This window comes from Streptomyces scopuliridis, from assembly GCF_042790125.1.
Classification (GTDB): domain Bacteria; phylum Actinomycetota; class Actinomycetes; order Streptomycetales; family Streptomycetaceae; genus Streptomyces; species Streptomyces scopuliridis_A.
Genome location: NZ_JBHTZS010000011.1, coordinates 87,048 through 99,799, shown reverse-complemented (window position 1 = coordinate 99,799; position 12,752 = coordinate 87,048). Strand labels below are relative to the sequence as shown.

Sequence of the window (12,752 nt, the reverse complement as noted above, 5' to 3'; positions counted from 1 at the left end):
TGGAGTGGTGGCGGAGGAACGGCACCTGGGTGTCTCGCGGCTCGGCCGGCACCGGGAGGGCATCGTCCTCTTGGTGGTGCTGGTGCTTGCCGTGCTGGCGGAGGTCGCTGTGAGTGTGGGGCCCGCGTCCGACCGGCCGCTGGTGGGGGTGGCTGTTTCCGGTCTGCTGGCTGTGGTGCTGGTGATCGGGATGGGCTGGCTGTGCGGCCACTGGTACGCGGCACGGCACCGTCCCCGGCCGGAACGGGGCGGCGCGGACGAGGACATGCGGTTCACCGCCGAGACCCTGGCCGGCTTCCCGTTCGCCGAGGTCGGCGAGCGGCTGGGACAGTGCGACACGGCCCGTATGAACCGGGTGTACTCCGCCTGGGTCCTCGCGAGCCATGGCCATGACGCGGAATGGATCGTCCGCTGCCTGGATGTCCCCCTTGATGTCGCCGAGGTCCTGGTGGGAGCCGCGGGCAGGAGGCCGCGGACCGCTTCAGGCGCCGCCGAGGCGGACCGCCTTGAACAGCAGAAGCAGGACGCTGAGGATCAGGTAGCCGCGCAGCACCGTCATACCCAGCCTCGTCCCCGGTGACCAGCGCACGGGTCTGAGCAGTGTCACGGGTGGCATGCGCCAGGCGAGTTTGTCGGCGTGCGTCATGACGGGCTTCCGGGGCCGGGGTGAGCGGCGCCGGGTGGTGAACATGGTCGCCGCCGCGGTGGCCAGGCCGATGACCAGCGCGATCGCGAGCCAGGTGACGAGGCGGGCGACGTCAAGGGCCGGGAAGAGCGTGGTGGCCATCAGAGTGCCGGACAGCAGCAGCAGTACGGCGATGATGACGGTGGCGAGCGCGTTCAGCCAGCGGGGGTTGACCCAGGGGCCCAGGACCTCGGAATCGTTGCACAGCAGCAGAAGGAACACGCTCGCCGAGGGCAGCAGCAGCCCCGCCAGCGCCTGCACCGCCTCCGTGATGAGCCCCAGCGGCGCTCCGGGGATGAGGACGATGGCGGCGGCGACCAGGACCAGCAGGCTGTAGGAGGTGTAGAACTGCTTGGCCTCGCGGAAGCCGCGGTGCAGGGAGTGGCGGAGATTGAAGACGTCTCCGAAGGCGTAGCTGGTGGCCAGGGTGACCGCCGCCGCGCCGATGATGCTGGCGTCCAGGAGGATGACGGCGAACATCGTCCCCAAGGCGTGGTCGTGCCGGTCCAGTGCGTTCGCGATTCCGGCGGCGTCGGTGAAGTGGCCCTGCGCCCCGGTACCCCGGACGGCGAAGTCGGCGACCATCATGAGAGCCGCCGCCCCGGCCACGACCACGAGGGCGCCGATGGCGGTGTCGGCGCGTTCGTATCCGATGAAGCGGGGGGTGATGCGTTTGTCGATCACGTTGGACTGCTGGAAGAACAGTTGCCAGGGCGCGACCGTGGTGCCGACGATCGCGATGATCAGCAGTACGGAGTTGCTGCTCACGCCCCCCTCGACGCTGGGGACGACGAAGTCGTGCGCGGCCTGTCCCCACCGGGGCTCCGACAGCAGCGTCAGCGGGACGATCAGCAGACTCAGCGCCATGAAGACGAACATCGCCCGCTCCCAGCGGCGGAAGGAACCGCTGGCCACCACCGCGATCAGGACGACGGCGGCGGCCGGTACGGCGACATACCGCGACAGGCCCAGGTAACCGGCGGCCAGTGAGACACCGATGAACTCGGTCACGATCGTCAGAAAGTTCAGCAGGAAGAGATCACCGGCGCTGAACCAGCCCCAGAACCGGCCGAACCGTTCCATGATCAGCCGCGCGTGGCCGACGCCGGTGACCGCGCCCAGCCGCACCACCATCTCCTGGTTCACCACCAGGACCGGGATGAGCAGCAGCAGCACCCACAGCAGCGAGTACCCGTAGTTCTGGCCGGCCTGGGCATACGTGGACACGCCGCCCGCGTCGTTGTCACCGATCATGACGATGAGCCCGGGGCCGACAATCGCCAGCAGGGTCAGCATGCGCGTTCGCACACCGGGACGACCGCCCTCACCGGCTGTGTTCGGAACGCGGCCGAGAGCCCCGCGGATCTCGTCCGGTGGGGCGAGGCCCCGTACCGCGCCGGGCTGCCCCACCTCGGCGGCAGGCGGCACCGGACGAGGGGCGGCCTTCTCGTACCCGGTGTCGGTACGGTGCTCCGGCCGGCCCTGCGGACGGGCCCGCTCCGGGGCGTGGGGCCGCTCCGGGGCAAGGGGCCGCTCCGGTTTCTCCGCGGGGCGGGGTTCCTCCTGTCTCTCCGGAGGCTCCGGTGCGGCCGGGGTGGCGGGCCGTTTCGCGGGGTGCGCGCCGTCGAGCGGACCGGCATGGTCCGGGAGCTTCGGAGACGCGGGAGGCTCCGGTGACGGAGGCTCGGGGGAGGGGGGCCGCTTCGGCGGCGGGGGCGGCTCCGACGGCGGGGGCCGCTCCGGACGGTGATCCTCACCTTCGGGCGCTTCGTCCTCGCTCATGGGGAAGCGGGACTCTCACGCTCGGGGCGGCCCGGCGGACGCGGTGCGTGGCCACGTCGGCGCCAGTCCGACGGAATGATCACTTCCAGAACGTCATCGACGGTGATCACACCCAGGATCCGGTCCTCGTCGTCGACGACCGGAACGGTCAGCAGGTTGTAGTCCGTCATCAGGAGGGCGACATCCTCGATGTCGGTGTCCGGTACGACGCGCACCGGGTCGGCGTCCGCCAGTTGTTCCAGCCGCGCCGCCGGATCCGCCTGCAGGAGATCCACCAGTGCGACCGCCCCCGTCAGCCGGTCCCCCTCGCCGGTCAGATACACGGTGGTCAGCACCTCGGGCTGCAGGGCACGTGATCCGCCCGCCTCCCGCAGCACCTCGGCCGCCGTGCTGCCGGGCGCGGCGGTGAGTACGTCCAGCGCCATCAGACCCCCGGCACTGGAGGGATTGAAGCCCATCAGCGTCAGGACTTTGACGCGCTGTCTGGCCGGCAACGCGTCGAGCACGGGCTGCCGCCTGGCCTGCGGCAATTCGTTGACGGCGTCCGTCGCGTCGTCGGCGCGCATCCGGGCGATCACCTTCGCGATCTCGGCGTCGGACCGCTCACGGAGCAGCCGGATCTGCGAATCCGGCTCCAGTTCCTCGAACACATCGGCTTCGAGCTCCGGGTCGCTGTGGACCGTCTGGAGAATCTCGTGGGACTCGGTACGACTGGCCTCTTCGAGGAGATCGGCGATGTCCGCCGGCTTCAGCCGGCCCAGCCGCCCGAACACCCTCCTGACCGGGGCGGAACGCGCGTGACCGATGAGCGGCTCGAAAGACTTCCAGTCTCTCCAGTCCCCCCGGTCGTGCTCGCCACCACCGCCCAGCAGACGCGTGAGCCGACGTGGCCGATGTGTGTTCAAGCCGGTGACCACCAGGCCCTCGGGCGTCCGCTCCAGAACGAGGTCGTAGGCCCGGACGAACTCGGCCGCCGGCACATCGATCACCCGGTGCCCCAGAACATCCGCGCGCAGCAGCACCTCGCCCTCACGCCGCTCGAAGCCGCCCAGGTTCACCCTCCGGCTGGCCAGCGTGATCCCCCCGGCCTCCCAGCTCGCCACCTGCTCCCCGGGCAGGAAGACCTCCCGCCCGCCCAGCCGCGCGACAAGCCCCGTGACCAGTGGGTAATTCCGGCCCCGCAGACGCACGATGACATCGGAGAGACGGCCCACCGTCTCACCGTCCTTGCCCAACAGCGGCCGACGCAGCAGCTCCGCCAGATACAAGTCGCGACCCACAAGCCCAACGTAGGCACGGCGGCCGGAACCGCAATCGAGGACACGGCCATCCAGCCCCTTGCGCGCCAGTGGAGGTCGTGTACCCCCGGTGCGCTCAGTGCCGGACCAGGCGGATCAGTGCCGGACCAGGCAGAAAGGGTGCCCCGCCGGGTCCGCGTAGACGTTCCAGCCCCGGCCGTCGGAGCCGGCATCCAGTACGGTCGCGCCCAGGGCCAGAACCTCTTCATGGGCCCGGTCCAGGTCCGGAACACCGAAGTCCAGATGGAACTGCTGAGGCCGGGCCGGGTCGGGCCACCGCGGCGGCCGGTAATCCGCCGCCCGCTGGAAGGCGAGCACCGGACCGGAGGGCGAGTGCAGCGTCGCCCAGTCCTCGTCGAGCGCCCACCGCCGGTCCTGCTGATTGACGGTGCCGCCGAGGAGAGACTGGTAGAACTCGGCGAGTTGCCCCGGATCGGGGCAGTCCAGTACCACGCACTGAAGGTCAGCGATCACGGCCAGATCCTAGGCGTTCACCGGAGCGGCCGGGTGTCGTCCGGGCCCGGTCAGCGGACGACGTCGAGGACGTTCAGCTGGAGGCCGTTGGTGTACACGGCGTGCTCGACGAGCTTGAGCTTCTGGGTGTCCTTGTCGGTGGCGGGGAACAGGCGCTTGCCCGCGCCGAGCAGCAGCGGGTGGACGAGCAGGTGGTAGCGGTCGATCAGACCGGCGTCGGCCAGGCTGTGGTTGAGGGCGATGCTGCCGTGGACGATGATCGGGCCTCCGTCGGTCTCCTTGAGGGCGGCGACCTCGTCGAGCGAGCGCAGGATGGTGGTCTCGCCCCAGTCCGAGACGAGCTTGTCCTCGGCGAGGGTGGTGGAGACGACATACTTCGGCATGGTCTTGTAGCGGGCGAACTCATCCATGTCCGGCCACACCGGGCTGAACGCCTCGTAGCTCGCCCGGCCCATCAGAATCGCGGTGGATTCCCGCTGCTCCCGCTCCTTGATGTCGAACGCCTCGGGGACGAACTCGACGTCCTTGAAGGTCCATCCGGAATTGCGGTAGCCGGGTTCGCCGCCCGGGCTCTCCATGACGCCGTCGAGCGAGATGAAGGCGGAGCTGATCAGGGTGCGCATGGTGGGTTTCCTCGGTGTCTGGTGTCTGGTGTCTGGTGTCTGGTGTCTGGCGTGGGCGGGGCCGGGGACGCTTCCCGCTCCAGAATCCGTCCGACAAAAAAATTTGTCAAGACGAGAAAAGCTTTCGGAGGAACGGGCGAGCGGCCGTACCGGACCCCTCCGGTACGGCCGCTCGCTCATGAACGGACTACTTGTTGACGCTGAACCCTTGGTCGGTGCCGTATGTGACACTCGCCCGCTGCCACTCCTCCAGCCCCTTGCTCAGGGGCGTCGAGGAGATGTACGCCTTGCCCACGGTGTCGTTGAAGACGGAGTTCGCGTAGACCTGGTACGGCAGGTACGACCAGCCGGTGCCGACGTTGTCGGCCGAGTCCGCGAAGATCTTGTTGGCCTGCTGGCCGCCGAAGTACGGGAACGCGGCCTCCAGGAACGTCTTCGATTCCAGGTCCGCCCTGGTGGCCGGGAACGAGCCCTCGGCGATACGGGCCGAGGCGCCGGCGCCCGTGGTCGCGTATTCGATGAACGCGTACGCCAGTTCCTTGTTCTCGGCGGCCTTCGGTACGGCGAGGGAGCTGCCGCCGTTCTCGGCGCCGGCCTTGTCGCCCTCGGTCCACTGCGGGAGGGGAGCCACCCGCCAGTCACCGGAGGCGGACGCGACGCCCGAGGTGAAGTTGGCGGGCATCCAGGCGCCTATGGCCAGCGTGGCGATGCTGCCGTCGGCCAGCCCCTTGTACCACTCGTCGCTCCATGAGGTGACCGGGGCGAGCAGGTCCTCGTCGAGCAGCTTCTGCCAGGTGTTCGTGTAGGTCTTGGTGCCGGCGTCCCCGAAGTCGATCGAGACGTTGGTGCCGTCGGTCTTGTAAGGGCGGCCCCCGGCCTGCCAGATGAGGCTGGTGGTGGCGCCCGCGTCGCCGGTGTCGTTGGTGATGAAGATCTTGGGGTCGGCCTTGTGCAGGGTGCGCGCCGCCTCGACGTACTCGTCCCACGTCGTCGGGACCTCGACGCCGTGCTTGTCGAAGACCTTCTTGTTGTAGAACAGCGCCATGGGGCCCGAGTCCATCGGCAGGGCGTAGATGGACTTGTCGTACGTCACCGCGTTCCAGGGACCGCTGGTGAAGGTCTTGTCGTACGCGGTCGCGCCGTAGCCGGCGAGGTCCTGCACGGACTTGCCGATGGCGAACTGGCCGAGGGCGTAGTACTCGACCTGCGCCACGTCGGGGGCGCCCGAGCCGGCCGCGATGGCGTTCTGCAGCGCGGTGTACTGCTTGTCGCCGGTGCCGGCGTTGACGAGTTCGACATCCACCTTGGGGTACTTCTTCTCGAAGTCGGCCGCGGCTTTCTTCAGTGTGGGTTCCCAGGCCCACACCGTCACCTTTCCGCCCTTCTCCAGTGCGGACGTGACGTCCTCCGGACTGCCGCCGTCGGTGGCCGGGTCGGACGAGCCGCAGGCGGTCGCCCCGAGGGCCATCACGCAGGCCATGGCAACGGCACCGAGAAGCCGGCGGGTGCTGTTCGTTCTCATGGAGGGTGCTCCTGGTTCGGTGTGCGGGTGGGAGAGGGGGCAGAAGCGGGGGAACGGGAACGGGGACGGGAACGGGAAGGAGGACGGGGAACAGGGAGCGGCGCGGAACGAACGGGTGGGGCCGGGTCACTCCTTGACGCTGCCCGCGGCCAGGCCGGACTGCCAGTAGCGCTGGAGCACGAGGAAGATCGCGACGATCGGCACGATCGTGAGCAGGGAGCCGGTGATGATGAGATCGAAAACGGGCTCGCCGCCCGCGGTCTGTGCCTGGGCGTTCCAGGCGTTGAGCCCGAGTGTGAGCGGGTACCAGTCCGGGTCCTTGATCATGATCAGCGGCAGAAAGTAGTTGTTCCAGGTCGCGACCATGGAGAACAGCAGCACGGTGACCGTGCCCGGCATCAGCAACGGCAGTGCGATCCGGAAGAACGTACGCAGCTCGCCGGAGCCGTCGATGCGGGCCGCTTCGAGGAGTTCGGCGGGTACGGCCTCGGCGGCGAACACCCACATCAGGTAGAGCCCGAACGGTGAGATGAGCGAGGGGATGATGACGGCCCAGGGGGTGTTGGTCAGTCCCATACCGCTGAACATCAGGAACGTCGGCACCGCCAGGGCCGTGCCCGGTATGGCCACGGCACCGATGACGACCGCGAACACGGCGCGGCGGCCGGGGAATTCGTACGTGGCGAGTGCATAGCCGCCGAGGACGGCGAGGATCGTGGCACCACCCGCTCCCACGGCGACGTACAGCAGGGTGTTCAGCAGCCAGCGGACGAAGGCGCCGTCGTCGTAGGACAGCGTGCGGGAGATGTTGTCCCAGAGTCTGACGTCCTTGCCGAACCACAGTCCGAAGGAGTCGAGCAGGTCCTTCTGGTCCTTGGTCGCGTTGATGACCAGCCAGGCGAGCGGGAGCAGTGTGTAGACGAGGACCAGCCCGGTCAGGAGGGTGAGAGGGACGCTGGGGCGGGGGTTGAGCGGGGTGTGGGAGCGACGGCGGCGGGGCGGGACCGGGGTGCCGGCGGAGTGGGCCGTCCCGGGGGAGCCGGCCGGTTCCGTGGCGTCCCTCCGGCCGGTGGGACCGGTGGGGCTCGACGGGACGCTGGAGACTCGCGCGCTCATGGCTCAGCCCTTCCGCATGCCGCGCAGCTGGACGGAGTAGGCGATGATCGCGGTGATGACACCCATCACGATCGCCACGGTCGCTGCGTAGTTGTGCTGCTGGCCGGAGAAGGACAGCGAGTAGGTGTACAGGTTGGGGGTGAAATCGGTCGTGATCGCGTTCGGGGCGAGCTTCTGCAGAATGCTCGGCTCGTTGAAGAGCTGGAAGCTTCCGATGACGGAGAAGATCGTCGCGATGACCAGGGAGCCGCGGATGGCCGGCAGCTTGACCGAGGCCACGACCCGCCACTCGCCGGCTCCGTCGATCGCCGCCGCCTCGTACAGCGATCGTGGGACGACCTTGAGCGCGGAGTAGAAGATCAGCATGTTGTACCCCACGAACTCCCAGGTCACGATGTTGCCTATGGAGGCGAGCACGAGCGACGGGGAGAGCGGGTCGGGCAGTGAGACGGCGAAGGCGTCGTTGATGTTGCCCACCAGGCCGAATCTGGTGCCGTAGATGAAGCCCCACATGAGGCCGGCGACCACGGCCGGTACGGCGTACGGCAGGAAGATCGAGATACGGAAGAAGCCCTTGCCGTACAGCCGGCCGCTGTCGATCGCGAGCGCCACCAGCAGCGCGATACCCAGCATGATCGGCACCTGTACCGCCAGGAAGAGCCCGACCCTGGCCAGTCCTTCCCAGAACCGTGCGTCGGTCAGCGCCTGGGTGTAGTTGTCCAGGCCCACGAAGGACGTTCCACCGATCAACCGATCCCGGAATAGGCTCAGGTACAGGGCGTATCCGATCGGCGCGAGGAAGACGAGCGCGAAGACGGCGACGAACGGACCGGCGAATCCCCAGCCGGCGAGGGCCTGCTCGCGGACGTGGAATCGCGCTCGTGGACGGGGTGGTGATACTGCCTTCGCGGGCGTCGGCAGGAGCGTCATGGCTGGTTCCTTGTGTCGGTGGGCCGACCGGTACGGAGCAAGGGAGGGAGAGGGCCTTCGGGCCGGGAACGGCCCGGCGGAGGCTGGCCCGATGGGAAATGTTTACGTAATCATCGGTAGCGTGATGGTGGCACTCCCGCTGGGGGCCGTCAAGAACGAAGCGGTAGTGAACGGAAGGGATTTCGATGACGGAGAAGGACACGGCCGCTCTCGCGAAGACGGTCGACGGCGGGGGCCCGCGAGCCGCGAATGGGCGTCGGCGCCGCGTCTCGATGGCGGACGTCGCGCGGGTCGCCGGCGTCTCGTCGCAGACGGTCTCCCGCGTCTCCAACGGAGACCCGGCCGTCATCGAGAACACCCGGCGCAGAGTGCTGGACGCCATGAAGGAGCTCGGCTACCGGCCCAACAGCGCGGCCCGCGCCCTCAAACGCGGCGACTTCCGGACCATCGGCGTGATCACGATGAGCCTCTCCAGCACCGGCAATGTGCGGACCCTGGAGGCCATCGCGAACTGCGCGTCCCGCGCGGGGTACGCGGTCACGCTGATCCCGCTCGACGCGCCGACCCAGGACAACGTCAGGGGGGCCTTCACACGGCTCGACGAGCTCGCGGTGGACGCGGTCGTCCTGATCATGGAGGTGCACCTGCTCGACACGACATCGCCGGCGCTGCCGCCGCATGTGAAGGTCGTCGTCGTGGACTCCGACGCCGGTGACCGGTTCCACGTGGTGGACACCGATCAGCAGCAGGGCGCGCGTACGGCCGTGCGGCACCTGCTGGACCTCGGCCACGGCACGGTCTGGCACCTGGCGGGCCCCGAGGAGTCGTTCGCGGCGGGCCGTCGCGAGGTCGCCTGGGAGGCGGCCTTGCGCGAGCGGGGGCGCGAGGTGCCGCCCCCGCTGCGCGGCGACTGGACCGCCGAATCCGGCTACGAGGCGGGCCTCCGGCTGGCGGCGGAGCCCGGCTGCACGGCGGTGTTCGTGGCGAACGACCAGATGGCCCTGGGCGTGCTGCGGGCGCTGCACGAGCGCGGCAGACGTGTGCCGGAGGACGTCAGCGTCGTGGGTTTCGACGACATAGCGGAGGCCGCTTCCTTCATCCCGCCGCTGACAACGGTCCACCAGGACTTCGCCAAGGTCGGGGAGCTGTGCGTCGACGCCGTGCTGCGGGAACTGCGCGGTGAGGCGGTGGAGGGCGGTACGACGCTCGTACCGACCCGTCTGGTCGTACGCCGGAGCACGGCCGCGTGTCCGTCGGACACCGCGGGGGGCGTGGGGGTCGTCTCACCACTCGGCCAGTGAGCCGTCGTCGCGGCGCCAGACAGGGTTCCGCCAGCGGTGTCCCGTCTCCGCGGCGCGCTCGACCGCCTTCTCGTCGACCTCGATGCCGAGTCCGGGCGCCGTCAGCAGGGCCACGTGCCCGTCCTCGTACCGGAACACCGTCGGGTCCACGAGATAGTCGAGCAGATCGGAGCCCGCGTTGTAGTGGATCCCCAGGCTCTGCTCCTGGATGAGCAGGTTCGGGGTCGCGAAACCCACCTGGAGGCAGGCGGCGAGCGCGAGGGGGCCCAGCGGGCAGTGCGGGGCGAGCGACACGTCGTACGCCTCGGCCATCGCCGCGATCCGCCGTACCTCGGAGATGCCGCCGGCGTGCGACACATCCGGCTGTGCCACGGCGATTCCCTGCTGGAGCACCTGCTTGAAGTCCCAGCGCGAGTAGAGCCGTTCGCCGGTCGCGATGGGAATGGAGGTCGACCGTACGACGTCGCCGATGTGCTCGCTCAGTTCCGGAACGACCGGCTCCTCGACGAAGAGCGGCAGATACGGTTCGAGCAGGGGAAGCACCCGGCGTGCCATGGGGAGGGTGAGCCTGCCGTGGAAGTCCACGGCGATGTCGAACGTGTCGCCGACCGCCTCCCGTACGCTCGCCACGCGGTCGGCGATCTCGTGCACGGCCGCCGGGGTGTCGAGGGGGCGCAGTTGCGCGGAGGCGTTCATCTTGATCGCCGTGAAGCCCTCGGCCTTGCGTGCCGCCGCAGCTTCGGCGACATCGGTCGGACGGTCTCCACCGATCCAGCTGTAGACGCGGGCCCGGTCGCGTACGTGACCGCCGAGCAACTGCCAGACCGGTACGCCCAGCGCCTTGCCCGCGATGTCCCACAGCGCCTGGTCGATGCCGGCCACCGCACTGGAGAGGACGGGGCCGCCCCGGTAGAAGCCGCCCTTGGTGAGGACCTGCCAGTGGTCCTCGATCCGCATCGGATCCTGGCCGACGAGATAGTCCGACAACTCCGCGACAGCGGCGGCCACGGTGTGGGCGCGGCCCTCGACGACGGGTTCGCCCCAGCCCGTGATGCCCTCGTCGGTGTCGATACGGAGGAAGCACCAGCGGGGTGCGACCAGATATGTGCGCAGAGACGTGATCTTCACTGGGGCTCCTTCGTGAAAGGCAGGCCGAGTTCGTGACGGGCGGGCCGGGTTCTTGACGGCCAGGCCAAGTTCGTGACGGGCAGGCGCAGTTCCTGATGGGCAGATCGAGTTCCTGACGGGCGGGCCGGACTCACTCGCCCAGGCCCTGTCCGGTCGCGCGGCTCAGCGGGTGACATCGGCACCGTCGGCAAGGCCCAGCTCCGCGCGACGGGGCAGGCCCTCCCAGTCGCCGTGGACGGAGACGGCGAACGCCCCGCAAGTCGCTCCGAGACGCAGTCGGTCGTGGACGGGCGCGCCGTCGAGGAGCCCCGCGAGGTAGCCCGCGACGAACGCGTCCCCGGCCCCGATGGGTTCCACGCATGTCAGCGGCACGATGCCCCGCGTGACCTCCTCGCCGTCGCGGGTGGCGGCGAGGGCTCCGTCGGCGCCGAGCTTCAGGACCGCCTCGCGCGGTCCCGCGGCGAGGAGGGAGCGCGCCAACTCGGCGGGTTCGCCGTCCGCGACGATCAGCGAGGCCTCCTCCGGTCCCGCGAAGACGATGTCCGCCCGCGCTACGAGTCCGGAGAGTTCGGCGGACGCCTCCGCCCGGGACCACAGCAGCGCCCGGTAGTTGAGATCCAGGGACACCGTGACCCCCGCGCCCCGGGCGATGCTGACGGCACGGTGCACGGCGGCTCGCGCGGACGGGCCGAGTGCGGGCGTGATGCCGGTGATATGCAGAACTCGCGCCCCGGCGACGAGTCGTTCGTCGACGTCCTCGGGCGCGAGACGCGTACCGGCCAGCCCGTGGCGGTAGTAGGTGACGCGGGTGTGGTCGCTGGTACGGCGCTCGCGCAGCATGAGCCCGGTGGGCGCGGTCGCCTCGACGCGGGCGCGCGTGATGTCGACTCCCTCGGCCCGCAGCCCGCCGAGAATCATCGTGCCCGCGCTGTCGGCGCCCACCCGACCGGTCCAGGACGCGCTGTGCCCGAGTCGGCGGACGCCGATCGCGACCGTGGCCTCGGCACCGGCGAACGCGAGCCGCAGCGGGGCCCCCGAGGCGAGGGGGCCGGGCTCGGTCGCCGCCACGACGGCCATCGCCTCGCCGAGGGTGACGAACGCGGTCGGTGTCCGTTCCCCGGTCACGAGGTGATCGCGGTTCGCCGGGCCGTGCGCACGCCGTCCAGGAGCGTCCGGGCCCGCTCCCGGAGGGCGTCCAGGTCGCCGCCCTCGCACGCGTCACCGACCAGCGGGCTGCCCATGCCGAGGGCGGTGGCCCCGGCCGTCAGGTAGTCGGGCGCCTGATCGAGGGCGATGCCGCCGGTCGGGACCAGGGGGATGTCGGGCAGTGGCGCGCGTACGGACCGCAGGTACGAGGGGCCGCCCACCGAGGCGGGGAAGAGCTTGACCATCGCCGCGCCCGCCCGCCATGCCGCGAGTATCTCGCTCGGGGTGAACGCGCCCGGGAGTACGGGGACTCCGAGCCGGCCGGCCTCGGCGATGACGTCGAGGCAGACCGCCGGGGTGATGAGGTAGCGGGCACCGGCCTCCACCGCGCGCTGCGCGTCGGCGGGAGTGGTGACCGTACCCGCGCCCAGCGCGAGCCCGGCGGGTTTCGTGCCCGCGAACTCGCGCAGCGCGCCCAGCGCTCCTGGCGTGGTGAGCGTGAACTCCACGGCAAGGACGCCGGATCGATGGAGGGTGTCCGCCACTTCGGCGAATCGTACGGCCGTGCCGGAGCGCAGGATGGCGATCACGGGGGCGTCCGCGAGGGCTTGGTTCAGGTCTGTCATGACACGCATTCCTGCTCGTCGGGGCGGGAGTCGGGACGGGAGCGGGGAGATGGACGGAGGGGAGACCTGGCGATCGTCGTACGCGAAAGACTAGGCGGGCACACCGTGTGATGTTCGGAAT

At 69.8% G+C, this 12,752-nt stretch carries 12 protein-coding genes; 2 read left to right on the top strand and 10 right to left on the bottom strand.

Going from position 1 to position 12,752, the window contains the following annotated elements:
• The first annotated feature begins 7 nt into the window (after window positions 1-7).
• A complete protein-coding gene (locus tag ACFRKB_RS18985) occupies window positions 8-580 on the top strand; it encodes a hypothetical protein (protein WP_383107092.1) in 573 nt (190 codons plus the stop codon).
• On the opposite strand, the gene ACFRKB_RS18980 is transcribed toward ACFRKB_RS18985, so the two are convergent.
• The 7 genes from ACFRKB_RS18980 to ACFRKB_RS18950 all read right to left on the bottom strand — a co-directional run bounded on the left by ACFRKB_RS18980 (window position 482) and on the right by ACFRKB_RS18950 (window position 8,430).
• The gene (locus ACFRKB_RS18980) at window positions 482-2,467 is read right to left on the bottom strand and encodes an NRAMP family divalent metal transporter (RefSeq protein WP_463291741.1); all 1,986 of its coding nucleotides are present in this window, start codon (window positions 2,465-2,467) and stop codon (window positions 482-484) included. The two genes, ACFRKB_RS18985 and ACFRKB_RS18980, sit on opposite strands and share 99 nt — an antisense overlap.
• Window positions 2,464-3,747, bottom strand: a complete 1,284-nt coding sequence (locus ACFRKB_RS18975; RefSeq protein WP_383107090.1) for a magnesium transporter MgtE N-terminal domain-containing protein — start codon at window positions 3,745-3,747, stop codon at window positions 2,464-2,466. Before ACFRKB_RS18975 ends, ACFRKB_RS18980 begins: the two co-directional genes overlap by 4 nt.
• A gap of 114 nt (window positions 3,748-3,861) precedes the next feature.
• Window positions 3,862-4,239, bottom strand: coding sequence for a VOC family protein (locus ACFRKB_RS18970; RefSeq protein WP_383107088.1), 378 nt, complete (start codon window positions 4,237-4,239; stop codon window positions 3,862-3,864).
• Window positions 4,240-4,289: 50 nt separating this feature from the next.
• Window positions 4,290-4,862 carry a dihydrofolate reductase family protein gene (locus tag ACFRKB_RS18965; RefSeq protein ID WP_383107087.1) on the bottom strand — a complete coding sequence of 191 codons (573 nt, stop codon included), beginning with the start codon at window positions 4,860-4,862 and terminating at the stop codon, window positions 4,290-4,292.
• A gap of 187 nt (window positions 4,863-5,049) precedes the next feature.
• Window positions 5,050-6,384 carry an ABC transporter substrate-binding protein gene (locus ACFRKB_RS18960; protein ID WP_383107085.1) on the bottom strand — a complete coding sequence of 445 codons (1,335 nt, stop codon included), beginning with the start codon at window positions 6,382-6,384 and terminating at the stop codon, window positions 5,050-5,052.
• A 126-nt stretch (window positions 6,385-6,510) separates the two neighbouring features.
• Window positions 6,511-7,500, bottom strand: a complete 990-nt coding sequence (locus ACFRKB_RS18955) for a carbohydrate ABC transporter permease (protein WP_383107084.1) — start codon at window positions 7,498-7,500, stop codon at window positions 6,511-6,513.
• A 3-nt stretch (window positions 7,501-7,503) separates the two neighbouring features.
• On the bottom strand, window positions 7,504-8,430 hold the full coding sequence (locus tag ACFRKB_RS18950; RefSeq protein ID WP_383107082.1) for a carbohydrate ABC transporter permease: 927 nt from the start codon (window positions 8,428-8,430) through the stop codon (window positions 7,504-7,506).
• A gap of 185 nt (window positions 8,431-8,615) precedes the next feature.
• On the opposite strand from ACFRKB_RS18950, the gene ACFRKB_RS18945 reads away from it, so the two are divergent.
• On the top strand, window positions 8,616-9,731 hold the full coding sequence (locus ACFRKB_RS18945) for a LacI family DNA-binding transcriptional regulator (protein ID WP_383107081.1): 1,116 nt from the start codon (window positions 8,616-8,618) through the stop codon (window positions 9,729-9,731).
• On the opposite strand, the gene dgoD is transcribed toward ACFRKB_RS18945, so the two are convergent.
• The 3 genes from dgoD to ACFRKB_RS18930 form a co-directional block, all read right to left on the bottom strand.
• Window positions 9,714-10,859 (bottom strand): galactonate dehydratase, encoded by a 1,146-nt coding sequence (gene dgoD / locus ACFRKB_RS18940; RefSeq protein WP_383107079.1) that lies wholly within the window; start codon window positions 10,857-10,859, stop codon window positions 9,714-9,716. The genes ACFRKB_RS18945 and dgoD overlap by 18 nt on opposite strands.
• A 162-nt stretch (window positions 10,860-11,021) precedes the next feature.
• A complete protein-coding gene (locus ACFRKB_RS18935) occupies window positions 11,022-11,984 on the bottom strand; it encodes a sugar kinase (protein ID WP_383107078.1) in 963 nt (320 codons plus the stop codon).
• Complete coding sequence (locus tag ACFRKB_RS18930; RefSeq protein WP_383107077.1) at window positions 11,981-12,631, bottom strand: bifunctional 4-hydroxy-2-oxoglutarate aldolase/2-dehydro-3-deoxy-phosphogluconate aldolase; 651 nt, start codon at window positions 12,629-12,631, stop codon at window positions 11,981-11,983. Before ACFRKB_RS18930 ends, ACFRKB_RS18935 begins: the two co-directional genes overlap by 4 nt.
• Window positions 12,632-12,752 lie beyond the last annotated feature (121 nt).

Excerpts from the sequence above, each read along its gene's own strand:
- ACFRKB_RS18955 (WP_383107084.1), bottom strand. The coding sequence starts at position 7,500 with ATGAGCGCGCGAGTCTCCAGCGTCCCGTCGAGCCCCACCGGTCCCACC.
- ACFRKB_RS18950 (WP_383107082.1), bottom strand. The coding sequence starts at position 8,430 with ATGACGCTCCTGCCGACGCCCGCGAAGGCAGTATCACCACCCCGTCCA.
- ACFRKB_RS18930 (WP_383107077.1), bottom strand. The coding sequence starts at position 12,631 with ATGACAGACCTGAACCAAGCCCTCGCGGACGCCCCCGTGATCGCCATC.
- ACFRKB_RS18965 (WP_383107087.1), bottom strand. The coding sequence starts at position 4,862 with ATGCGCACCCTGATCAGCTCCGCCTTCATCTCGCTCGACGGCGTCATG.
- ACFRKB_RS18980 (WP_463291741.1), bottom strand. The coding sequence starts at position 2,467 with ATGAGCGAGGACGAAGCGCCCGAAGGTGAGGATCACCGTCCGGAGCGG.
- ACFRKB_RS18945 (WP_383107081.1), top strand. The coding sequence starts at position 8,616 with ATGACGGAGAAGGACACGGCCGCTCTCGCGAAGACGGTCGACGGCGGG.
- ACFRKB_RS18960 (WP_383107085.1), bottom strand. The coding sequence starts at position 6,384 with ATGAGAACGAACAGCACCCGCCGGCTTCTCGGTGCCGTTGCCATGGCC.